Source organism: Phenylobacterium sp. (genome assembly GCF_025351295.1).
Classification (GTDB): Bacteria; Pseudomonadota; Alphaproteobacteria; order Caulobacterales; family Caulobacteraceae; genus Phenylobacterium.
The window spans coordinates 15446-35292 of the sequence record NZ_JANXWD010000135.1; the positions used below are offsets into that span (position 1 = coordinate 15446).

28 protein-coding genes are annotated in these 19847 nt (G+C 71.0%); 11 read left to right on the forward strand and 17 right to left on the reverse strand.

The annotated features are described in order from the left end of the window. Positions 1-172 precede the first annotated feature (172 nt). The 7 genes from moaC to moaA form a co-directional block, all read right to left on the reverse strand. On the reverse strand, positions 173-643 hold the full coding sequence (moaC, locus tag Q0R13_RS18670; RefSeq protein WP_293906775.1) for a cyclic pyranopterin monophosphate synthase MoaC: 471 nt from the start codon (positions 641-643) through the stop codon (positions 173-175). Beyond that, positions 640-1194 (reverse strand): molybdenum cofactor biosynthesis protein B, encoded by a 555-nt coding sequence (gene moaB / locus Q0R13_RS18675; protein WP_293906777.1) that lies wholly within the window; start codon positions 1192-1194, stop codon positions 640-642. Before moaB ends, moaC begins: the two co-directional genes overlap by 4 nt. 68 nt (positions 1195-1262) lie before the next feature. Further along, positions 1263-1505: a hypothetical protein gene (locus Q0R13_RS18680; protein ID WP_293906779.1), complete on the reverse strand. Its 243-nt coding sequence runs from the start codon at positions 1503-1505 to the stop codon at positions 1263-1265. Between the two features lie 113 nt (positions 1506-1618). Continuing rightward, positions 1619-2104, reverse strand: coding sequence for a GFA family protein (locus Q0R13_RS18685; protein WP_293906781.1), 486 nt, complete (start codon positions 2102-2104; stop codon positions 1619-1621). Next, positions 2094-2543, reverse strand: coding sequence for a molybdenum cofactor biosynthesis protein MoaE (locus Q0R13_RS18690; protein WP_293906783.1), 450 nt, complete (start codon positions 2541-2543; stop codon positions 2094-2096). Before Q0R13_RS18690 ends, Q0R13_RS18685 begins: the two co-directional genes overlap by 11 nt. Beyond that, the gene (locus Q0R13_RS18695) at positions 2540-2779 is read right to left on the reverse strand and encodes a MoaD/ThiS family protein (RefSeq protein WP_293906785.1); all 240 of its coding nucleotides are present in this window, start codon (positions 2777-2779) and stop codon (positions 2540-2542) included. The genes Q0R13_RS18690 and Q0R13_RS18695 overlap by 4 nt, the downstream gene beginning before the upstream one ends. 1 nt (position 2780) lies before the next feature. Continuing rightward, positions 2781-3806 (reverse strand): GTP 3',8-cyclase MoaA, encoded by a 1026-nt coding sequence (moaA, locus tag Q0R13_RS18700; protein ID WP_293906787.1) that lies wholly within the window; start codon positions 3804-3806, stop codon positions 2781-2783. Between the two features lie 29 nt (positions 3807-3835). Here moaA and Q0R13_RS18705 point away from each other — a divergent pair, with 29 nt between their 5' ends. Further along, the gene (locus Q0R13_RS18705; protein ID WP_293906789.1) at positions 3836-4453 is read left to right on the forward strand and encodes an NTP transferase domain-containing protein; all 618 of its coding nucleotides are present in this window, start codon (positions 3836-3838) and stop codon (positions 4451-4453) included. On the opposite strand, the gene Q0R13_RS18710 is transcribed toward Q0R13_RS18705, so the two are convergent. Beyond that, the gene (locus Q0R13_RS18710; protein ID WP_293906791.1) at positions 4443-4580 is read right to left on the reverse strand and encodes a hypothetical protein; all 138 of its coding nucleotides are present in this window, start codon (positions 4578-4580) and stop codon (positions 4443-4445) included. The genes Q0R13_RS18705 and Q0R13_RS18710 overlap by 11 nt on opposite strands. 273 nt (positions 4581-4853) lie before the next feature. Between Q0R13_RS18710 and Q0R13_RS18715 the strand changes: the two genes are divergently transcribed. After that, positions 4854-5342 (forward strand): hypothetical protein, encoded by a 489-nt coding sequence (locus Q0R13_RS18715; RefSeq protein WP_293906792.1) that lies wholly within the window; start codon positions 4854-4856, stop codon positions 5340-5342. Between the two features lie 109 nt (positions 5343-5451). On the opposite strand, the gene Q0R13_RS18720 is transcribed toward Q0R13_RS18715, so the two are convergent. Next, entirely contained in the window at positions 5452-6552 is a 1101-nt protein-coding gene (locus Q0R13_RS18720; RefSeq protein ID WP_293906794.1) for a PepSY-associated TM helix domain-containing protein, read from the reverse strand. 151 nt (positions 6553-6703) lie between these two features. On the opposite strand from Q0R13_RS18720, the gene Q0R13_RS18725 reads away from it, so the two are divergent. Continuing rightward, positions 6704-6883, forward strand: a complete 180-nt coding sequence (locus Q0R13_RS18725; RefSeq protein WP_293906796.1) for a hypothetical protein — start codon at positions 6704-6706, stop codon at positions 6881-6883. Positions 6884-7154: 271 nt separating this feature from the next. On the opposite strand, the gene cysQ is transcribed toward Q0R13_RS18725, so the two are convergent. Both cysQ and Q0R13_RS18735 read right to left on the reverse strand, forming a co-directional pair. Beyond that, positions 7155-7922 (reverse strand): 3'(2'),5'-bisphosphate nucleotidase CysQ, encoded by a 768-nt coding sequence (cysQ, locus tag Q0R13_RS18730; RefSeq protein WP_293906798.1) that lies wholly within the window; start codon positions 7920-7922, stop codon positions 7155-7157. Beyond that, positions 7919-8146: a DUF3553 domain-containing protein gene (locus Q0R13_RS18735; protein ID WP_293906801.1), complete on the reverse strand. Its 228-nt coding sequence runs from the start codon at positions 8144-8146 to the stop codon at positions 7919-7921. The genes cysQ and Q0R13_RS18735 overlap by 4 nt, the downstream gene beginning before the upstream one ends. Before the next feature lie 39 nt (positions 8147-8185). Between Q0R13_RS18735 and chpT the strand changes: the two genes are divergently transcribed. From chpT to Q0R13_RS18755, 4 genes are all read left to right on the forward strand, one after another. Next, on the forward strand, positions 8186-8866 hold the full coding sequence (chpT, locus tag Q0R13_RS18740; RefSeq protein ID WP_293906802.1) for a histidine phosphotransferase ChpT: 681 nt from the start codon (positions 8186-8188) through the stop codon (positions 8864-8866). A 35-nt stretch (positions 8867-8901) separates the two neighbouring features. Then, positions 8902-10962, forward strand: coding sequence for a S9 family peptidase (locus tag Q0R13_RS18745; RefSeq protein WP_293906804.1), 2061 nt, complete (start codon positions 8902-8904; stop codon positions 10960-10962). Between the two features lie 104 nt (positions 10963-11066). Then, entirely contained in the window at positions 11067-11435 is a 369-nt protein-coding gene (locus Q0R13_RS18750) for a response regulator (RefSeq protein ID WP_293906806.1), read from the forward strand. Beyond that, positions 11432-12250, forward strand: coding sequence for a protein-glutamate O-methyltransferase CheR (locus tag Q0R13_RS18755; RefSeq protein ID WP_293906808.1), 819 nt, complete (start codon positions 11432-11434; stop codon positions 12248-12250). Before Q0R13_RS18750 ends, Q0R13_RS18755 begins: the two co-directional genes overlap by 4 nt. Before the next feature lie 98 nt (positions 12251-12348). Here Q0R13_RS18755 and Q0R13_RS18760 read toward each other — a convergent pair whose 3' ends face one another. The 4 genes from Q0R13_RS18760 to Q0R13_RS18775 are packed head-to-tail and all read right to left on the reverse strand — an operon-like array spanning position 12349 to position 15067. Next, positions 12349-12486, reverse strand: a complete 138-nt coding sequence (locus Q0R13_RS18760; RefSeq protein ID WP_293906809.1) for an entericidin A/B family lipoprotein — start codon at positions 12484-12486, stop codon at positions 12349-12351. A 43-nt stretch (positions 12487-12529) separates the two neighbouring features. After that, positions 12530-14248, reverse strand: a complete 1719-nt coding sequence (locus tag Q0R13_RS18765) for a sensor histidine kinase (RefSeq protein ID WP_293906811.1) — start codon at positions 14246-14248, stop codon at positions 12530-12532. A 13-nt stretch (positions 14249-14261) separates the two neighbouring features. Further along, on the reverse strand, positions 14262-14879 hold the full coding sequence (locus Q0R13_RS18770) for a sigma-70 family RNA polymerase sigma factor (protein ID WP_293906813.1): 618 nt from the start codon (positions 14877-14879) through the stop codon (positions 14262-14264). After that, positions 14876-15067 carry a NepR family anti-sigma factor gene (locus Q0R13_RS18775; RefSeq protein WP_293906815.1) on the reverse strand — a complete coding sequence of 64 codons (192 nt, stop codon included), beginning with the start codon at positions 15065-15067 and terminating at the stop codon, positions 14876-14878. Before Q0R13_RS18775 ends, Q0R13_RS18770 begins: the two co-directional genes overlap by 4 nt. A 233-nt stretch (positions 15068-15300) precedes the next feature. On the opposite strand from Q0R13_RS18775, the gene Q0R13_RS18780 reads away from it, so the two are divergent. After that, positions 15301-16101, forward strand: coding sequence for a response regulator (locus tag Q0R13_RS18780; protein WP_293906817.1), 801 nt, complete (start codon positions 15301-15303; stop codon positions 16099-16101). A 577-nt stretch (positions 16102-16678) separates the two neighbouring features. Here Q0R13_RS18780 and Q0R13_RS18785 read toward each other — a convergent pair. Together Q0R13_RS18785 and Q0R13_RS18790 are read right to left on the reverse strand one after the other, a co-directional pair. Beyond that, positions 16679-17128 carry an OmpA family protein gene (locus Q0R13_RS18785; protein ID WP_293906819.1) on the reverse strand — a complete coding sequence of 150 codons (450 nt, stop codon included), beginning with the start codon at positions 17126-17128 and terminating at the stop codon, positions 16679-16681. A 90-nt stretch (positions 17129-17218) separates the two neighbouring features. Next, entirely contained in the window at positions 17219-17554 is a 336-nt protein-coding gene (locus Q0R13_RS18790; RefSeq protein ID WP_293906821.1) for a glycine zipper family protein, read from the reverse strand. Positions 17555-17681: 127 nt separating this feature from the next. Between Q0R13_RS18790 and Q0R13_RS18795 the strand changes: the two genes are divergently transcribed. The 3 genes from Q0R13_RS18795 to Q0R13_RS18805 are packed head-to-tail and all read left to right on the forward strand — an operon-like array spanning position 17682 to position 19724. Continuing rightward, positions 17682-18059 (forward strand): hypothetical protein, encoded by a 378-nt coding sequence (locus tag Q0R13_RS18795; protein WP_293906823.1) that lies wholly within the window; start codon positions 17682-17684, stop codon positions 18057-18059. Positions 18060-18102: 43 nt separating this feature from the next. Beyond that, complete coding sequence (locus Q0R13_RS18800; protein WP_293906829.1) at positions 18103-18945, forward strand: diacylglycerol kinase family protein; 843 nt, start codon at positions 18103-18105, stop codon at positions 18943-18945. Further along, complete coding sequence (locus tag Q0R13_RS18805; protein WP_293906825.1) at positions 18942-19724, forward strand: metallophosphoesterase; 783 nt, start codon at positions 18942-18944, stop codon at positions 19722-19724. The genes Q0R13_RS18800 and Q0R13_RS18805 overlap by 4 nt, the downstream gene beginning before the upstream one ends. The last annotated feature ends 123 nt before the right edge of the window (positions 19725-19847 follow it).

Genomic DNA, 19847 nt, shown 5'->3' on the forward strand with positions numbered 1-19847 from the left:
CGAGAGGAAGAGGGTCGGCTCGTGGAGGCGTAATCCGCCGATGGCCAAGCCAGGACCCACGGGCATCCCCGCCGTGGGCCCTTGGTTCCACCAACGGGAGAGACGGACAGGCCCAGCCGGCCCTCTCCCTACCCTCTCCCTCGCGCTGCGCGGGGGAGAGGAGCGCTGCGCGCTATCCCGCGTTCCAGTCCCCGCTCTTGCCGCCGGTCTTGCTGACCAGGCGGACGCCTTCGATGACCATGCCTTTTTCGGCGGCCTTGAGCATGTCGTAGAGGGTGAGGCAGGCGACGGATACGGCGGTCAGGGCTTCCATCTCGACGCCGGTCTGGCCGGTGGTCTTGACGCGGGCGGTCACCGACAACCCGCCCTCGCCCGCCTCCACGCGCACCTCCGCCCTGGCGATCGGCAGCGGGTGGCACATGGGGATCAGGTCGGAGGTGCGTTTGGCGGCCATCACGCCGGCGATCTCGGCCACGGCGCGGACGTCGCCCTTCTTGCCCTCGCCCGACAGCGCCAGGGCCAGCGTCTGGGGGGCCATCCGCACGAAACCCTCGGCCACGGCCTCGCGGGCGGTGACGGCCTTGTCGGAGACATCGACCATTCTGGCTCGGCCGGTTTCGTCGATATGGGTGAGCTTGCTCACGCTTCCATCAACCGGGGCATCAGCTCGACCATGTTGCAGGGCCCGTGGCGGCTGTCGAGCTGGGCGGAGATCACCTTGTCCCAGCCGTCCTTCACCGCGCCGTTGGAGCCCGGCAGGCAGAAGACGAAGCAGCCCTTCACGATCCCGGCCAGCGCGCGCGACTGCAGGGTCGAGAGGCCGACCGACTGGTAACTGACCAGGTGGAAGACCACCGAGAAGCCGTCGATCTCCTTGTCGAACAGCGGACGCACCGCCTCGGGCGTCACGTCGCGGCCGGTGATGCCGGTGCCGCCGGTGGTGACGATGGCCTCGACGAAGCCGGACGCGGCCCAGGCCTCGATCTTCCCGCGGATCTCCATGATGTCGTCGCGGACGATGGCCTTGTCGACCAGCTCGTGGCCGGCGGCCTTCACCCGCTCGGCCAGCAGGTGGCCGGAGGTATCACTCTCCTCGTCGCGGGTATCGGAAACGGTCAGCACCGCGATCTTCACGGGCTTGATCGGCTGAGCGGTGTCGATGCGGCCACCGGGGGTCAGCACAGGGGCGTTCATGGGGCAGGCTCCTTGGGGAGCGGCAATCTAGCGCCCCCGACCCGCCGCGCGAAGCCGGCGTTGAGCGTCTAGTCGGGTGCGCTCTGCTCGCCGGAGACGCCGTCGCTCGAAACGCGGCAGGTGGCGAAGGTGCCGAGGCCGGTCAACCGCCGGCCGTCCAGGCAGATCTCGACCCCCAGGTGGTGCGGGCTGTCGTCGAGCAGCCGGCGCGCGAGTTCCTCGGCGCGCAGGGCATTGACAGCGACGATCAGGTGCAGCGTCGGCACGGCGTAGCGGTCGTCGTCCACGAATATCTCGAAGGTGTCGCTCATGGCTCCGACCGTCATCTCGGGGCGGGAAAGCGTGACCATAGGCGCTTGCGGACCCGCTTTCTGTCGGCTTGCGGACAGAAGAAAATCGATTTCGGGCAAGCGCTATCGGCCGGTCAGAACATGTCGTCCGGGAGGATGCGCTTCGTCTTGCGGGGACGCGCCCACATCACGCCGGGATAGCCCTTCAGCGGGGCGAGAGGCTCGCCGAGGTAGGTCCAGTCGGCCTGCTCCGACAGGTTCATGTGGTAGCGGGGTTCGCGGCCGGTGCGCTCGGTGAACAGGGCGCGGGGGATATTGACCATGGTGGGCGAGCGGGCGCGTTCGTACAGCACCGGGGCGCCGCAGCGGGCGCAGAAGCTGCGGGCCGTGCCGGCGGCGGCGTCCTCGAAGCGGGTGAGGCTGTCCTCGCCCTCGAGGATACGGAAGCGGCTGCGGTAGCTGGCGACATAGGTGACGTAGGCGGCGCCGTGGGCGTGGCGGCTGGCGGCGGCGTGGTCGTGCCAGGCCCAGCGGGCGGGCACGTCGATCTCGATCTTCACCGCGCCGCAGACGCAGGCGCCGGCCGCCTGGACCGCGGAGGCCTTGGGCTTAGCGGCCATCCCAGCGCTCGCGGTCGGCGTGGTCCTGGGCGCTGGGCTCGATCCAGCGGGCGCCGTCGGGGCCGTGTTCCTTCTTCCAGAACGGCGCGCGGGACTTCAGGTAGTCCATCAGGAAGTCGCAGGCCTCGAAGGCGGCGCGGCGGTGGCTGGCGGCGGTGGCGACGAAGACGATGGGTTCGCCGGGGCCGATCTTGCCCACCCGGTGGAGGATGGCCAGGTCGTGCAGGCCGAAGCGTTCGCGGGCCTGGTCGGCGATCCTGCCGATCTGCGCCTCGGTGAAGCCGGGGTAGGCCTCCAGCTCAAGGATCGCGGTGGCGCCGCGTTCGGCGCGGGCCAGGCCGGTGAAGGTGGCGACCGCGCCGGTCTCGGTGCGGCCCCGGCTGAAGGCGGTGAGTTCGGCGCCGGGGTCGAACGGTGTTTCGCTCAGCCGGATGGTCATCCGCCGCTCATGGGCGGCAGGAAGGCGACCTCGCTGCGGGCCGTAAGCGCGGCGTCGCCGCGCACCACCGCCTGGTCGACGGCCACCTGGACGCCGGGGCCGCCCAGGGCGAGGCCAAGATCGGCGTCCTCATCGGCGAGCAAGCCGCGCAGCGCGGCCAGGGAGGCGGCCTCGACCTCGCGGTCGCGCCAGCCGGCGAGGTCGCGCAGCGGGCCGAACAGCAGCACCCGCGCCATCTCAGCCGCCGGTGGTGGACATGTGGCGGGCCACGGCGGGCCTGGCGCGGGCGATCTCGAAGTCGTGGCCCTTGGGCTTGCCGGCGATGGCCGCGCGGATCGCCACGGCCAGCTCGGCGTCGGTGGCGCCGGCCCGGATCACGGCGCGCAGGTCGGTCTCGTCGTCCTGGCCCAGGCAGGTGTGCAGGGCCCCGGTGCAGGTCAGCCGCACGCGGTTGCAGGCCTCGCAGAAATTGTGGCTGAGCGGGGTGATCAGGCCCAGCCGCCCGCCGGTCTCGGCGACGCGGACGTAGCGGGCGGGGCCGCCGGTGTTCAGCGGCAGGTCCTCCAGCGTCCAGAAGCTCTCCAGCTGACGGCGGACGTCCTTCAGGGACAGGTACTGGTCGGTGCGATCGGCCTCGATCTCTCCCATCGGCATGGTCTCGATCAGGGTGATGTCGCACCCCCGGCCGTGCGCCCAGGCGATCAGGTCAGGCAGTTCGGCGGCGTTGTCGCCCTTCAGCGCCACAGCGTTGATCTTGACGCTTAGTCCAGCTTGCTGGGCGGCGGCGACGCCGTCCTGCACCTTGGCCAGGTCGCCGCCACGGGTCAGGCGGCGGAACAGGTCCGGCTTCAGCGTGTCCATGGAGACATTGACCCGGCGCACGCCGGCCTCGGCCAGCTGGCCGGAAAATTCGCGCAGGCGCGTGCCATTGGTGGAGAGCGTGAGTTCCTCAAGGGCGCCTGTCCCCAGGTGCCGGGCAAGGCGGCGGACCAGGTCCAGCATGCCCTTGCGCATCAGCGGTTCGCCGCCGGTGAGCCGGATCTTCTTCGTCCCCAGGTCGACGAAGGCGCTGGCGACGCGGTCCAGTTCCTCCAGGCTCAGCACCTCAGCCTTCGGCAGGAAGGTCATGTGCTCGGCCATGCAGTACACGCAGCGCAGGTCGCAGCGGTCGGTGACCGACAGGCGCAGATAGCTCACCGTCCGGCCGAAACCGTCGATCAGCGGCGTGCGCCCTTGCGGGGCCATGTCGTCATAGGGCGTCATGCAGCAGACAAGATAAGGGGGAACGCCGCGTGAAGACAGGGGGGGCCGCAAGCCACAGCATCGCAGCCCTGGTGCTGGCGGCCGGCGCGGGCTCGCGGTTCGGTGGCGGCAAGCTCCTGGCCCCGTTCCAGGGCGCCCCGCTGCTGCACGCCGCCCTGGCCGCTGCGCGGGCCGCGCCGGTAGGGTCGATCACCGTGGTGACCGGGGCCGATGCAGCGTTGGTGGCCGCCGCCGCGCGGGCCTTCGACCCGACCATCCGCCTCGTCCATGCGGCCGATCACGCCGAAGGCATGGCGGCGTCGCTGCGCGCGGGGATCGCCAGCCTGGACGACGACGCAGCCGCCGCCTTCGTGTTCCTGGGCGACATGCCGCGCGTGCCGCATGCGGTGCTGGCGCCCCTGGCCCAGGCGGTGGCGGCCGGCGCGGCGGCCTCCGCGCCGGTGTTCCAGGGGCGGCGGGGCAATCCGGTGGTGCTGGCGCGCGCGCTGTTCGGCGAGGTGGCGGCGCTGACCGGCGACGTCGGCGCGCGGCCGATCCTGCAGCGGCTGGGCGCGGGACTGGCCCTGGTCGAGGCGCCTGACGACGGCGTGCTGTTCGATGTGGACGCGCGGGCCGACCTGTCCGGCCAGCGACCGGTTAGACCCTGAGGTCGATGCGGTTGGCCGCAGGCTGTTGCGGCTCGCAGGGCTGGATGCGCACCTCGTCGGCCAGGTTGAGCTGCCGGGCGGCGCCGGCCAGCGTCTGGGCGAGTTGCACCGAGGTGGGCAGGCTCATGGAGGACCACAGCCCCTCCCCTGAATTGCGCAACTGCACATTGACCACGGTATCGGCCTCGCCATCCTACCGGCCAAGATAGTCTTCCGGGCTTAACCGAGCGTTAACCGGCATCGTCGTTGCCGCGCCGGCTGCCCTGTGTCGCAGGCCCCGCTCTCGGTGGTCCCGGCCGGCTGTTCTCCTTTCCGCCCAACCGGCGTTCGAAGGACGTGTTATCCGGAGCGACGCAACCCGGCCTTGCCGATGCGATTCCGGCGCGCGAGACTGCGTCCCATGGTCGCCCTTGTCCGCCGCTTCCGCCGCGCCGCCCTCATCGCCCTGTCCCTGGCCACCGTCGGCGTCGCCGCCGCGGCGCACGACTACATCGTGGTCAGATCCACCGACCCGGCCATCGCCCCCGGCCGGGGTCTCGACGGCGGCCAACGGCTGGCCGTGGCCGTCGGGCGCACGATCACCCTGATGCACGCCAGCGGCGACGTGGTGCAGGTGAAAGGCGCGGCCGGCGGGGTGGTCGTCCCGACGCGCAAGGCCGCCGGCGCGGACGCCCAGCGGCTGGAGGAACTGCGGGTGATCGTCTCGACGGACAGCCGCCAGGTCACCGAGGGCCTGGGCCAGCACCGCACCCGCGGCGGCGTCTGCCCCACGCCCGCCAGCCTCACCACCCTGGACGCCATCGCCCAGGTGCAGTCGGCCGGTTGCACCGACGAGGCCGCCAAGGCGCTGGACGCCTGGATCGCCAGCCACCCGGCGCCGGAGTCCTAGAGCCTTTCTGGTTCAAGTGGAGTCACTTGAACCAGATCAAAAGGCTCTAACTCTTTGAATTAGAGCGCGTCGGGCGGCGAAACCGGGATCCACTTTCGCCTGACGCGCTCTAGGCCACGGCGCGGCCGATCGCGCGGCGGCGGGCGGAGCGGCGTAGCCACATCACCACGCCGGTGATCCCGAGCCCGGCCGGGGCGAGGCCGGCCAGGGTGATGACGATCCGCCAGACCAGTCCCATATCGGTCCCGTCGTGGACCTGGCGCATCAGCTTCGAGGTCGGGTCGGGACCGCCCCCGCCGCCGCGCTCGGGCAGGGCCCGCCTTACCTCGCCCGTGGCGTCGACGACCTGGAGCGTCGCGCCGGCCGCGGATTCCAGCCGCCACGACGGCGAGCGGCCGCTCTGCGGATAGTTGACCACCTGGGGCCTGACCCCGGCGGCGGCGATCGCCGCCCCCAGGCTCATGCGGGGCTGGGCCAGCGGCGGGGCGAGGCGGCCGGGGCCGCCCTGGCGTTGCGGCGGGACCGAGGCGCCCACCAGGGCGTGGCTGGTCTGGGGGAAGGCGATATAGACCCCGGTCAGCGAGAGCGCCGCCAGCGGCAGGCAGACCCAGAAGCCGATCATGTGGTGCAGGTTGAACAGGCTCGAGGCCCCTCGGCGCCAGCGCAGCCCCACCAGGAACCGGCCGTGCCGGGGCCACCACAGCCACAGGCCCGTGGCGCAGGACACGAACATCGCCCAGCCCAGCCAGCCCACCACCTTGCGTCCAAGGTCGGGGATCAGCAGCGAGCCGTGCAGCCGGTGGATCACCATGGTGGCCTGCCGGGCGACCTCGGCGGTGTCGAGCACCCGGGCTGTCGGCGGATCGATCCAGGCGTTGAGGGTGCGCGGCCGACCCCCCGGACCGGGCGGGCCGTCGAGCCGTCCGACCGCCACCACCGGATCGCCGGGGGTCTGCGGAAGCCGGATCTGGGTCAACCGGGCGCGCGTGCCGAACGCCGCCTGCGCCGCCTCGGCATAGACCTCGACGGGCTGTGAAGCCGTCGGCCCGCTGGTTGCGTATCTGACGGCATAGAGGGCGTGATCGATGCGATCGTGCCAGACCAGGATGGCGCCGGTGACGCTGAGGGGCATGAGCGCGACAAGCAGGCCCGCGCCGATCCAGAGATGCACGTCGAGCCATACGCGGCGCAGCCTGGCGAGCGGCTTCATGGGCAGGAAGATCTCTCTCTTCGGCGACGTCGCCGGCCTGCCTGCTAATGCGAATAATTCTCAAAGACAAGCGGCGGCCCGGCCGCAACCTTCCGCGGGCGGGTCTGTTGATCTCTGGGTAACCGACTCAGGGGACGGATCGACCGGCGCCATGGATGTCCTGAAGCCCTTCCTGATGCTGGCCTGCGTGGCCTTCGTGCTCGGCTTCGCGGGCTATCTCGCGGTCGCGCGGATCACCACGATCCCGACGGCGCCGACGCAGCACGACACCTGGTCGTCAACCGTCTCGGCGCCGGCGTCGGAAGACTGGAACGGCGGCAAGCTGATCTAGGGCCAATCGACATTCAGCAGGAGGCCGCCGCGTTCTCCTCACCCGCAGGGGGAGGTGGATCCTGCGCAGCATAGTGGAGGGGGCTTGCAGGATAGGTCTCGGCGGCGGCGGTCCCCCTCCACCCCCCTTCGGGCGGTCCCCCTCCCCCTACCGGTGAGGAGAAGCTAAGGCCGTCGGCGGCAGCTGAATGTCGATCCGTCCCAGTGCGAGGCTCCGCACCCTCGAGCCGCTCATCCCGGCGAAGGCGGGAAGACCGGGGGTGGGGGTGGTCCTACCCGCCCCGCGCCACGAACCAGCCGTTGCGGAAGCCGGCATTGGCCTTGCCGTAGCCGAAGGGCTCTCCCTCAGGCGTCTTGAACGATCCGCCGGCGGCTTCCAGCACGGCGTGTCCGGCGGCGACGTCCCACTCCATGGTCGGCCCGTGGCGCGGATAGATGTCGGCCGAGCCCTCGGCGAGGCGGCAGAGCTTGATCGATGAGTCCATCGCCAGCGGATGGTCGAAGCCATATTCGGCGACCAGCTTGGCGATCGCCTCTTCCTTCATGGTGTGGCTGATCAGGCAGATCGCCTCGCCCTTTGGCCAGGGACGCACCCGCACGGGAGCCGCCGGGCCGCCGTTCGCCCGCTTTAGGACGCCACCACCATGGGTGAACCAGGTCTCGCCGCTGGGCGGGGCCGAGACCGCGCCGGCTACCGGGCGGCCGTCCTGGATCAGGCCGATGTTGACGGTGAAGTTCAGGTCGCCGCGCACGAAGGCCTTGGTGCCGTCCAGGGGATCGACCAGGAAGAACCGCGGGCCGATGGCGTCGGGCGTGCCGAACTCGCTGGCGTCCTCCTCGGAGATCACCGGGATATCGGGGAAGCGGCGCGCCAGGTGCTCCAGGATCAGCGTCTCGCCGCGTTGGTCCGCCTCGGTCACCGGGCTCTCGTCGGCCTTGGTGGTCACGGCCAGGCCGGAGCGCCACAGGGGCAGGATGAGGGCGGCGGCGGCCTCGCAGATCTCGGCCAGCACTTCGCCAATGTCGTTGTCGTCGCTCAAGTCGCCCCCGGCCCGTGGCCTCTGGAATCGGTTTCTCTAGGATCGTCGCCCACAACCAGCAGGCTCACGACACCGGCGTCGATCGTCCGCTTGCCCGCATGTTCGAAGTTCACGGTGACCTTGCGCCCGGCGGCGGACTGGACCTGGCCCAGCCCCCAGTCGGCCTGCGACGGGTGACGCACCAGGACGCCCGGCTCCAGGAACGGATCCCCAAACGTCGTCATTGGGTTGGTCTCTTAGAGACGGCCGGGCGTTTCCCCAATATGCAAATCGCGCCAAAGCTGGACGCCATGACCGACACGACCGCGCCTGCCGTCATCCGCCCCGCGGAGATCGCCGCCTACCTGGCGGCACGGATGTGCCACGACTTCATCAGCCCGGCGAGCGCCATCGCGTCCGGGCTGGACCTGCTGGACGACCCATCGGCGCAGGACATGCGCGAGGAGGCCATGGGTCTGATCGCCTCCTCGTCGAAGAAGCTGGCGGACCTGCTGTCGTTCTGCCGGGTGGCGTTCGGCGCCTCGGCCTCGGCCGAGACCTTCGACGCGCGGGAGTTGGAGAAGCTGGCCCAGGGCGCTTTCAGCCACATGCGCGCCGGGCTGGCGTGGGCGGTGGACGTCCCGGCGGTGACCAAGCCGGCAGCGCGGACCCTGCTCAACCTGGCGCAGATGGGCGGCGCGGCGCTGCCCACTGGGGGCCTGGCCACGGTGCGGGCCGTCCAGGAAGGCGAGTCCATCGTCATCGCCGTCGAGGCGGTCGGCGCGCGGGCCCGGCTGCGGCCGGAGGTGCTGGCCGGGCTGCAAGGCCATGCCCTGGGCGAGGGCATGCACGGCAACTGGGTGCAGGCCTATTATGTCCATCTGTTCGTGGCCGACGCCGGCGGGCGGGTGTTCGCCGACGTGCAGGACGAACGGGTGGTGTTCGCCGCCACCGTGCCGGCCTAAGCTGGGCCCCGGATCGGCTCCGGGGGGTTCGCGTCTTGAAGATCGGCTGGACGTTCACCGCAGGCCTCGCCACCGGCCTGGCGCTGCTGTTCGCGGGGATGGCCGTCGCGCGGCCCTTCACGGCCAAGGACCTTGCCATGCTGGACCGGGTGGGCGATCCGCAGCTGTCGCCGGACGGGCGCTTCCTGGCCTATTCGGTGCGCTACACCGACTGGGCGACCAACCATGGGCCCGGCTCGATCTGGATGCTGGACCGCAGGACGCCCACCCTGCCGCCGCGCCAGCTGCGCATCTCGGAGAAGCCGGCCAACGGGCCGCGCTGGTCGCCGGACGGCCAGAGCCTCTACTTCCTCTCCGCGCGCACGGGGGTGCAGCAGGTCTGGCGCACCGATTCCGACGGCGCGGTGGCGACCCAGGTGACCAACCTGGCGATCAACGTCGGCAGCTTCCGGCTCAGCCCCGACGGCAAGACCCTGGTGCTGGCGCTGACCGTGTTCCCCGACTGCGACACCCTCGCCTGCACCCGCGAGCGAGAGGAGGCCCGCAAGACCGGCGGCGTCTCGGCCCTGGGCTTCGACCACCTGCCGATGGTGATCTGGGACGACTGGCAGGCCGGCGAGCGCGCCCAGCTGTTCGCCGTCAAGCTGGACGCCGAAGGGGCCGCGCCCGGCGAGCCCACGCCGCTGATGACGGGCTTCGGGGCCGAGGCGCCGGACAAGCCGTTCGGCGACGACAGCGACTATGCGGTGACCGACGACCGGGTGATCTTCTCGTCCCTGGAGCCCGGGGCGGCCTGGGGGGTCTCCAACCGCTACCGGCTCTACGCCACCCCCCTTGACGGTTCGACGGGACCGACGCTGCTGGACGCCCAGATGCAGGGTTCGGCCGGCAAGCCGACGCTGTCGCCGGACGGGACCCGGCTCGCCTTTCTGGCCCAGCGGGAGGCACACGACGACCTGCGCGCCGCGGTGATGGTGCGCGACCTGAGGTCCGGGGCGGTGCGCGAGGTCGATCCCGGGCTGGACCGCTCGGCCGAGGCGATCCGCTGGTCGGGCGACGGGCGCGCCGTCTATGCCGCCATGGCCGACCAGGGCCGGACCCGGCTGTTCGCCATCGACGTGGCCACGGCGAAGACGATGGCCCTCACCCGCGAGGGCCAGGTGGGCAGCTTCACGGCCGCGGCGGGCCGGCTGGTGGCCACCCGCGACGACCTGCGCGGCCCGGCGCAGCTGTACGAGGTCAGCGCGGGCGGCTCGGTGCAGCTGACCAACCACAACAGCCGCACCCTGAAGGCGTTCAGCTTTTCGCCGGCCGAGCAGTTCAGCTTCAAGGGCTGGAACGACGAGACGGTCTATGGCTACGTCCTGCCGCCGCAGGGCTACCAGCCGGGCAAGGCCTACCCGGTCGCCTTCCTGATCCACGGCGGGCCGCACGGCAGCTTCGGCGACGCCTGGAGCTATCGCTGGAACCCGCAGGTGTGGACCGGGATGGGGTTCGCCGTGGTGATGATCGATTTCCATGGGTCCAGCGGGTATGGCGAGGCCTTCGCCCATTCGATCGTCGGCCACTGGGGCGACCGGCCGCTGGAAGACCTGCAGAAGGGCTGGGCCGCGGCGCTGGCGAAGTACCCGTACCTGGACGGCGGCCGGGCCTGCGCGCTCGGCGGATCGTACGGCGGCTACATGGTGGCCTGGATCGCCGGGGCCTGGAACGCGCCCTGGAAGTGCCTGGTGGACCATGACGGGATCATGGAGACCCGCACCATGGCGCTGACCACCGACATCCCTGGCTTCTCCGAATATGAGACCGGCGGCCTGGTCTGGGACAAGGCGCAGGATTTCGAGCGGTTCAACCCGATGAACAAGGCCGGCGACTGGCGGGTTCCGATCCTGGTGATCCATGGCGGGCGGGACTTCCGGGTGCCGCTGGGCCAGGGCATGGCCGCCTTCACCGCCGCCCAGCGCAAGGGCGTGCCGTCGCGGTTCCTCTACTATCCGGACGAGAACCACTGGGTGCTGAAGCCGCAGAACTCGGTGGAGTGGTACCGCAACGTCGAGGCCTGGATGCGCCGCTGGCTGGACGCCCCGGCGGGCTGAGGCCGCGCCCGGGCGCTTCGGGCCAGGACGAGGAACAGGCCAAACGTCGCGTTAACCGGTTTGGCGCGACAACTGCATCCCTCACACCAGGGAGCGCGTGGGCCTTGAAGACCTGTCTCGTCGTCGACGACAGCCGCGTGATCCGCAAGGTGTCACGGCGGATCCTCGAGGACCTGGGCTTCGAGGTGGCCGAGGCGTCGGACGGGGTCGAGGCCATGGCCTGGTGCAGCGCGGTGATGCCCGACGCCATCCTGCTGGACTGGCGGATGCCGGCGATGGACGGGATGGAGTTCCTGCGCCGGCTGCGGGCCGAGCCGGGGGGCGCACGGCCCAAGGTGATCTTCTGCACGGTTGAGAACGAGATCGATCAGATCCGCGAGGCGCTGGACGCCGGCGCCGACGAATTCATCATGAAGCCGTTTGACGGCGGCATCGTCGCCGGCAAGCTGGCCTACCTGGGGGTGGCGGCGTGATCGCGCCGTCCGACCTGACCTTTGTGGCGGCGCTGTGCCTGGCGCGCGCCGGCCTGAAGGTGAACACCGACAAGGCCTATCTGATCGATAGCCGGCTGGCGCCGGTGGCGCGGCGCGAGGGCTACGACTCGCCCGAGGACTTCATCACCGCCCTGCGCAACCGCGGCGACGCGCGCCAGGCCTGGGCGGCGGTGGAGGCCATGGTGCTGCCCGAGCCCGAGTTCTTCCGCGACCGGGCGCTGTTCGACGCCCTGGCCGACCGGGTGATGCCGGATCTGGCGCACGCGCGCGGCGGCGAACCCGTGCGAGTGTGGAGCGCCGCCTGCGGGACCGGCCAGGAGGTCTATTCCCTGGCCATGCGGCTGGCCGAGGCGCCGGCGCTGGCCGGGCAGGTCGACCTGTTCGCCTCGGACCTCTCCGAGCGCAGCCTCGAGAAGGCCCAGGCCGGGCTCTATTCGCAGTTCGAGGTGCAGCGGGGACTGTCGGCGCGCAACCTCGTGCGGCATTTCGAGAAGAGCGGCGAGGCCTTCGTGCTGTCGCCGCGCATCCGCCAGATGGTCCGCTGGCGGCGCGTGAACCTGATGGACGACCTGACCCGCTTGGGGCAGTTCGATCTGCTGCTGTGCCGCGGCCTGCTGGGCCAGTTGGCGCCGGAGGCCCGGGAGAAGGTGCTGGCGCAGCTGCAGGGCGCGCTGGCGCCGGGGGGCCGGCTGGTGCTGGGCCTGAAGGATGTGGCCGGCGACCGCTTCGACCGCCTCGCCCCCGAACTCGGCCTGCACGGCGCTCCCGGCGAGGCCGTCCGCTCGGCGGCTTAGGACGGATCGGGACCCGGCGACGCAGGCGGTCCCCGGACTCAAAACCCCCGCCGCGTTGGCGACGGGGGTCTCGGTCGTCTGAACTAGATGAGGACCGCCTAGTGCTTGGCGTCTTCGGCGGTGTCCTTCACGGCGCCGCCGGCCGATTGCACGTCCTTGCCGGCGCCGGCGACGGTGTTGCAGGCCGAGACGGCGAGGCTGGCGGCGAGAGCGGCCAGGATGATGAGCTTGCGCATGTAGAGCCTCCAGAGAGATTGAAAATATCCCTCCGGCAACGCTTCACGCCGCCGCCTGGTTCCCACCGCCGGCGATTGCGCCGCCGTCGGCGGAGGGGGTCGGGAAGATCAGCCGTGCGGTGACCCCGCCGGCGGCGTTGCGGGTCAGTTCGGCGCGCCCGCGCAACTGGCGGGCGAAGGCGGTCATCAGGGTGCGGCCGACGCCGGTGGCGACCAGGGCGCCATCCGCCACCTGGCCGTCGTCGGAGATCTCCAGCTCCGCCTCCTCGCCGCGGACGGTGAAGTTGAGGGTCAGCGTGCCGCCGCGCGCCACAAACGCGTGCTTCTGGGCGTTGGTGATCGCCTCCACCGCGAACAGCGCCAGGGGCGCCAGCCGGTCGGGGTCGATGACCAGGGGGTCGACCTTGAGCTCGGTGCGCACCGCCAGGCCGTGGTGCAGCTCGCCCGAGACCAGCTGGGCGGTCAGCTCCTCCAGGAACGGCCGCAGGTCGACGCGCTTCAGGTCGGGGCCCTGGTAGAGGGCGCGGTAGATGAGCGCCAGCGCGGTGATCCGCTGGCGGGTGTCGCTCATGGCCGAGCGGGCGGCCGGGTCGCTCAGCGCCCGCTGCTGCATGTTCAGCAGGCTGGAGATGACCTGCAGGTTGTTCTTCACCCGGTGGTGGATCTCGCGCATCAGCGCGTCCTTCTGGGCGAGATTGTCACGCAGGGAGGCGTCGCGCCCGACGATGGCGTCGGCCATGTCCTCCAGGGTCTCGGCCAGCTCGCGGATCTCCGGCGGCATGTGCTCGGCCTGCACCGGGCGCACGCTGAACCGGCCGCGCGCGTACAGCGAGGCGATACGCTGCAGATAGGTGATCCAGTGGATCACCACCCGGTCGGCCGCCACGATGACGGCGATCAGCGCCAGCAGGAAGGTCAGCAGCGGAAAGACGATGCCGGTCAGCGGGTTGAGCCGCGCCCAGGACAGCAGGCCCGGCGACTGCGCCGACAGCACCACATAGACCTCGTCGCCGACCACCGGGGCGGCGGAATAGACCCGGGGGCGATCCTTGGCGTCCTTACCGTACCAGACCATCGTACCGCTGGCCTCGACCTTGGCGCGCCAGTTGGCCGGCAGGGTCGGGAAGGCGCTGGTGTCGGTCGTGGTGATATAGCGGCCGGTCTTCTCCGCCAGACCCACCTCGGCGCCCTTGGGCAGGGAGGGGTCCCGGAGCTGGGGCTGCAGGCTGGAGAGCGAGATCACCGCGGCGAATGCGCCGTCGAAGGCCCCGTCGTCCCCCTTGGCGCGCGCGGCGGTCAGCACGGCCGGTTCGACGGCATAGGCCGAGCCGGGATCGCGGGTGACGACGAAGTCGCGGCCGGCCGCCAGCTGGGTGAACCAGGGCCGCGCGGCGCGGCGGGGGTCGGCCGGCACGTCGCCGGCGGCGCAGACCAGCCGCCCCTGGCGATCGAAGCGGATCAGGTTGAGGTAGCCGGGGACCCGGGTGGTGACCTGGGCCAGGCGCTGGGCGCACTGGTAACCGACCGCGGCGGGGGCCAGGGTTTCCAGGAGGACGTTGGCGCCCTCCATCCGGGCGCGGGCGGTGGCGGCGCTGCGCTCGGCGGCGATGCCGAGATTCTGGCGCAGCCCGCGGCCCTCGCGCTGGAAGGCGATCGCCGATTGCAGCGCGCCCAGGATCAGCACCGGCAAGAGCGCCGCCGCCAGGGCCGCCGTGAGGCGGAACCGGATCGTACGCTGCGAACTCCCAGGCAAGCGAGGCATTCGGTGAACCGCCCTACCGGACGGTGCTTAACCGCTCCGCATCGGCCAGGATAGAACGCATGGCGTCCCCGGCTGATCCGCCGTCCCGATCGTAGGCACCGGCTTCCAGGATGCCGTGCAGAGCGCGCCTGGCCCGGCTGACCCGGCTCTTCACCGTGCCCACCGCGCAGCCACAGATAGCCGCCGCTTCTTCATAGGCGAACCCGCCGGCCCCCACGAGGATCAGCGCCTCGCGCTGTTCGGCCGGCAGCATGGCGAGGCCCAGCCGCAGTTCGTCCAGGGCGACCGGCGCCTCCGGATCGTCGACCGCCACCAAGGTCCGCTCGGCGGCCTCCTGGTCGAGCTGGATCTGGCGCCAGGACCGGCGCTTCTCCGAATAGAACTGGTTGCGCAGGATCATGAAGGTCCAGGCCTTCATGTTGGTGCCCATCTGAAAGCTGGCCCGGGCGTCCCAGGCCTTCATCATGGCGTCCTGCGCCAGGTCGTCGGCGGCGGTGGCGTCGCCGCACAGGGTGCGGGCGAAGGCGCGAAGGTGGGGGATCAACTGGACCAGCTCGCGCTTGAAGGCGAGGTCTTCGGCGGCCGAACGCTCAGGCCGATCGGGACGAATCCTCTGAACGCTCTCGCTCATTTGCCGCCCTCCGAGCCACGCTCGTCGGCCCGGCGAAGGATGTCGAGGAACTCGTCCGGGACGTCCTCGTTGACGACTTCGTCGAACATCTGACGCAGCCGCACGCCGATCGCCTGCTGGCGCAAGCGGGCTTCATCCAGAGCTGCGGAGGCCTTCCGGCGCTCCGGTGTGGGACGCTGTTCGATCATTTTACCGGCGCCCCGCTCGCGCGAAGGCCGCCCCCTCTCGTTCGTATCGTGAGCGCTCAACGCGCTACCCCTCTGTCGGGTTCCCGATCCGCAACGGCCAAGATGCGGAAAACCGCGGTCGATGGGAACCGGTTCCCTCCGCTGGCGTTTTTGCATCATGATGGGGCCTGGCCAGGGGAATTTCTCCCCGGCTCCGGGCTGCCGCGTCCGAACCGCAACGGGAGGGGTCACCCTTGAGTCTACTAGCCCGACTGGCGCCGCATCTTCCCTACGTGCGCCGCTATGCGCGCGCCCTGACCGGCGATCAGACGACGGGGGACCACTACGTGCGCGTGGCGCTGGAGGCCCTCGCGGCCGGCGAGCGCACGCTGCAGGACACCATGACGCCGCGGGTGGCGCTGTATCACGTCTTCCACGCCATCTGGTGCACCTCCGGCGCCCAGCTGGAGGGCCCCGCCGACGACGACAGCTATGTCGATGACACCACCCGGCGGCTGATGCGCATCGCGCCCCGCTCGCGGCAGGCGTTCCTGCTGACCGCGCTGGAGGGTTTCACCCCGTCCGAAGCCGCGCAGATCCTCGACGCCGACTTCGGCGAGGTCGAGCAGCTGATCTCCGAGGCTCAGGCCGAGATCGACGCCGAACTGGCCACCGACGTGCTGATCATCGAGGACGAACCGGTGATCGCCGCGGACATCGAAGCCCTGGTCACCGAGCTCGGCCACACGGTGGTGGACATCGCCGCCACCCGCACTGAGGCCGTCGACGCGGTCAACCGCAAGACCCCGGGCCTGGTGCTGGCCGACATCCAGCTGGCCGACGGTTCATCGGGTATCGACGCGGTGAAGGACATCCTGGCGCGCTATGACGTGCCGGTGATCTTCATCACCGCCTTCCCCGAGCGCCTGCTGACCGGCGAGCGGCCGGAGCCGACCTTCCTGATCACCAAGCCCTTCCAGCCGGAGACGGTGAAGGCGGCGATCGGCCAGGCGCTGTTCTTCCATCCGCGCAAGGCGAAGAAGCAGGCCGCCTGACGCGACAGGCTTTCGGTCCAGGAACAAGGGCGCCGCTTCGACAGCGGCGCCCTTTTTGCGTTTGCGAGCCGGCCGGGCGACCGGGGCGGCGTCTAGACCGGCCTCGGGTTTCCACCGGGACGACAACGCGTGGACCGGCCGGCGCGTCGGCGCCTGTTGGCGGGCGTTCCACAGCCATCGCCAAGCTTCGTAAAGGCCCGAATTCAATCGTCTTTTCGGCCGACTCGCTAGATGTTCCACAACGGCTCGTCGAGGCGCGGACAGCGCGCCCGCGACCGCGCGAGATTTTTCAAAAAAGTTGAAAATCGGCCGGAACGCTTCGCGGCGATGCGGGTTCTATATCTGCGGAGGCGGCGACGCCCCCCCCGACTTGAGGCTGGCGAGCACGCCAGTCTGCCGTCTCCGCACCCCCTTCTCGATGATGCACCCTGGGCGGTTCCGCTGGACCCGCCCTTCCTTTTTGCACAATGGGCGACTCCGCTGGACCCGCCCTTCCCATTTGCGACAATGGGCGGCTCCGCTGGACCTGCCCTTCCTTTCGCGATGATGGGGTGGCGGGTCCGCGGGCGGGCCTGGCCTACTTCAGCTGGCCCAGCTTCAGGACGATGTCGGCGCGGCGGCGCACCGGTTGCATGGCGCCCTTGGCGGTGAGGGAGCCCGCGTCCCCGGCGGCGCTGAGGCCGAACTCGGCGGGCGGCAGGTGGGCCTTGGTCAGGGCCTCGCCCACCGAGGCGGCGCGGCGCTTGGACAGTTCGAGGTTGGCGGCCGGATCGCCGGCGGAATCGGCCAGGCCGAGCACCTTGACCGAGTCCACCCGGCAGCCCTTGGTGCCGGCGGCGGCCATGGCGATGACCCGCCGACCTTCCGGCGTGAGCTCGGCCTGGTTCGATTCGAAGTAGATCGGGATGGTGACGTCCTGGCAGGTCTTGTCGGCGCGCACCATGCGATCGCGGGCGCCGTGCGTCATCGCACAACCGCCCAGGCCCATGGCCAGCGCCAGTCCCGTCATCGTCGCGATCTTGTTCATCAGCCCAGCTCCCATAGGTCCTAAGCCGCGAAAGGGGCCGCCGGAGACCTGTCCGACCGCCCCTCGATCATATCCGAGCTCGCGGCCGCGTCAGCGGGGCGAGCCATTCTCCCAATAGTACCGGCCCGTGCCGCTGTCGTAGTAGTAATAGCGGCCCGCGCGCTCGTCGTAGTACTGGCGACGGTTGGGCGTGGAGGCGCCGCAGCCGCCATCCTTGCGACAGCCGTGCACGGCGCCGACCGTGCCGCCGACCGCCGCCCCGACCGCCGCGCCGGTTCCGACGTCGCCCGAGACGGCGCCGATGGCCGCGCCAGCCAGGCCGCCAAGGACCGCGCCGCCGGCGGCGCTACGTTCCGTGTTACCGGTTGCGGTGCAGGCGGCGGCCAGGACGCCGGTGCCGACAATGGCGATGATGGGCTTCAGCATGCTGAAGGGTCTCCGTGCGGTGTGTTCCATGGTGGCGAAAACGCCCCGCCATCCGCGCAGTTCCGACCGGAACCAAGACCGCGCCCTATCGTTGCAGTGGAGGACATCCTGTTCGGAGTATCAAGCCGTGACCTCAATCAGCGACCGAGACGCCGTCCGCCGCGAGGAAGGCGCCGATCTGCGCGAGGCCTATGAGCGGGGCCGCAACGACGCCAAGGCCGCCCGCCGCCGCCATCCGGTGATGATGACCTTCATGGTGATCGCCGCCGCCATCGGCTTTATCGTGGTGGCCTTGGCTGTGGTGAACGGATCGTTCGGCAGCGCCGGCGGGGTGGTCGATCGCAACCTTGCCACGGCGGCCGACAAGGCAGAGCCTGCGGTGCGCGACGCCGCCAGCCAGGCCGGCCAGGCGGTGCGCAACGTGACCGATGACAAGACCGTAGCCGGCGACAAGACCGTCGTCGGCGACAAGAACAGGACCGACTCGGCTGCCCCCCACAGCTAGGCCCGACGCCCCCGCCCGTCCCCGCCTCGCCAAGGTCGAGGTCATCGCCAATGTCGCCTCAGGCAGCGTCGGCGCGGACGCCACCGCGCGCCTGGCCGAGATCTTCGCCGAATTCGGGATCGCCGCGGAGATCCGCACGCCGCCGGTCAAGGATCTGATCGACACCCTGAAGACCAGCATCGCGGCCCGTCCGGACCTGCTGGTGATCCTGGCCGGGGACGGCACGGCGCGGGCGGCGGCCGAGCTCTGCGGCCCCGACGGCCCGATGATCGCCCCGCTGCCGGGCGGGACCATGAACATGCTGCCCCACGCGGTCTACGGCGTCCGGCCCTGGCCCGAGGCGCTGCGCCTGGCGCTGGAGACCGGCGAGGCGCGGACGCTTGGCGGCGGCGAGGTCGAGGGTCACCGGTTCCTCTGCGGCGCGATCCTGGGATCGCCGGCGCTGTGGGCCCCCGCTCGCGAGGCGGTGCGGCAGGGCAAGGCCAAGCTGGCCTTCCTGCGGGCGCGCCGCGCCGTGGGGCGGGCCTTCACCGGCCGGCTGCGCTACTCCGTCGAGGGCGGCGAGCGGGAGAAGACCGAGGCGCTGGTCATCATGTGCCCGATCGCCTCCAAGGCGCTGGACACCGACGCCAAGGCCCTGGAGGTCGCGGCGATGAACGTGCACGGGGCCGGAGAGGTGCTGCGCCTGGGGCTCAACGCCATCGTCCGCGACTGGCGCACCGACCCCGCGGTCCAGGTCCAGGACTGCAAGGTGGTCCGCGTGTGGTCGGCGCAGACCATTCCGGCGGTGCTTGACGGGGAGATCGTGCGGCTGAAGGGCCTGGCCGAGATCCGCTACGTCCCCGCCGTCTGCCGCGTCCTGGCCCCGCCCAAGGACCCCGCGTGAGCTTTCGGCTGGCGCATCTGTCCGACATTCATTTCGGCGGCGAGAACCCGGGCGCGGTCGCCGCGGCCACGGCCCATGTGCAGGCGGGCGGCTTCGACCTGGTGGTGGTCTCGGGCGACCTGACCCGGTTCGGCGAGGTCGCGGAGTTCCAGGCCGCCGCCGTCTGGCTGGCCAGCCTGCCCGAGCCCCGGCTGGTGACGCCGGGCAATCACGACGCGCCCTACCTGGCCTGGGCCGAGCGGGTCGCCGCGCCCTTCCGCCGCTACGAGCGCCACATCGGCCCGGCGCCGGCGCAGAGCTGGCGCGGCGCCGGCGTCGGCGTGCGCGGCATCAACACCGCGCGCGGCGCCCAGCCCCGGATCAACTGGTCCAAGGGCCAGATCGCGGCTCGGCAGGCGCGGGCCGCCGTCGACTGGTTCCAGCCCGACGACGCGCTCAGGATCGTGGTGGTGCACCATCCGCTGATCGAGATGCTGGGCGGGCCGATGACCGCCCGGGTCTGGGGCGGGCCGAAGGCGGCGCTGCGGTTCGCGGAAGCGCAGGTGGACCTGGTGCTCTCGGGCCATATCCATGCGCCCTTCACCTGGCCCTATCCGTGCGGCGACGGGAAGACCTATGCAGTGGGGGCGGGCACGCTGTCGGTCCGCGAACGCGGGGTGCCGCCGGGCTTCAACGAGATCGAGGTCGAGGCCGGCTGCATCCGCGTCACCGCGCTGGCCTGGACCGGGTCCAGATACGAACCGTTCCGCACCTGGGCCCTGGACAGACGGACCGCCTAGGGCATGACCGCTTTAGCATGGAGCGTAGCCGGAGTTGACGAGGGAGTTGGCGCACGCGTCGGCCGAGAAGTGGTCGAGGAGCATGCCGATGCGCCGCCAGGTGTGCTCGACGGTGCGTTCTGC

Coding starts and splice junctions, on each gene's coding strand:
- moaA (WP_293906787.1), bottom strand. CDS start 3,806: ATGACGCCCTATGACGACATGGCCCCGCAAGGGCGCACGCCGCTGATC.
- Q0R13_RS18725 (WP_293906796.1), top strand. CDS start 6,704: ATGGATGTCCTGAAGCCCTTCCTGATGCTGGCCTGCGTGGCCTTCGTG.
- Q0R13_RS18690 (WP_293906783.1), bottom strand. CDS start 2,543: ATGACCATCCGGCTGAGCGAAACACCGTTCGACCCCGGCGCCGAACTC.
- Q0R13_RS18680 (WP_293906779.1), bottom strand. CDS start 1,505: ATGAGCGACACCTTCGAGATATTCGTGGACGACGACCGCTACGCCGTG.
- moaB (WP_293906777.1), bottom strand. CDS start 1,194: ATGAACGCCCCTGTGCTGACCCCCGGTGGCCGCATCGACACCGCTCAG.
- chpT (WP_293906802.1), top strand. CDS start 8,186: ATGCAAATCGCGCCAAAGCTGGACGCCATGACCGACACGACCGCGCCT.
- Q0R13_RS18765 (WP_293906811.1), bottom strand. CDS start 14,248: ATGCCTCGCTTGCCTGGGAGTTCGCAGCGTACGATCCGGTTCCGCCTC.
- Q0R13_RS18790 (WP_293906821.1), bottom strand. CDS start 17,554: ATGCTGAAGCCCATCATCGCCATTGTCGGCACCGGCGTCCTGGCCGCC.
- Q0R13_RS18695 (WP_293906785.1), bottom strand. CDS start 2,779: ATGGCGCGGGTGCTGCTGTTCGGCCCGCTGCGCGACCTCGCCGGCTGG.
- Q0R13_RS18760 (WP_293906809.1), bottom strand. CDS start 12,486: ATGCGCAAGCTCATCATCCTGGCCGCTCTCGCCGCCAGCCTCGCCGTC.
- Q0R13_RS18735 (WP_293906801.1), bottom strand. CDS start 8,146: ATGACGACGTTTGGGGATCCGTTCCTGGAGCCGGGCGTCCTGGTGCGT.
- Q0R13_RS18770 (WP_293906813.1), bottom strand. CDS start 14,879: ATGAGCGAGAGCGTTCAGAGGATTCGTCCCGATCGGCCTGAGCGTTCG.
- Q0R13_RS18685 (WP_293906781.1), bottom strand. CDS start 2,104: ATGGCCGCTAAGCCCAAGGCCTCCGCGGTCCAGGCGGCCGGCGCCTGC.
- Q0R13_RS18720 (WP_293906794.1), bottom strand. CDS start 6,552: ATGAAGCCGCTCGCCAGGCTGCGCCGCGTATGGCTCGACGTGCATCTC.
- Q0R13_RS18710 (WP_293906791.1), bottom strand. CDS start 4,580: ATGAGCCTGCCCACCTCGGTGCAACTCGCCCAGACGCTGGCCGGCGCC.
- Q0R13_RS18785 (WP_293906819.1), bottom strand. CDS start 17,128: ATGAACAAGATCGCGACGATGACGGGACTGGCGCTGGCCATGGGCCTG.
- Q0R13_RS18775 (WP_293906815.1), bottom strand. CDS start 15,067: ATGATCGAACAGCGTCCCACACCGGAGCGCCGGAAGGCCTCCGCAGCT.
- Q0R13_RS18715 (WP_293906792.1), top strand. CDS start 4,854: ATGGTCGCCCTTGTCCGCCGCTTCCGCCGCGCCGCCCTCATCGCCCTG.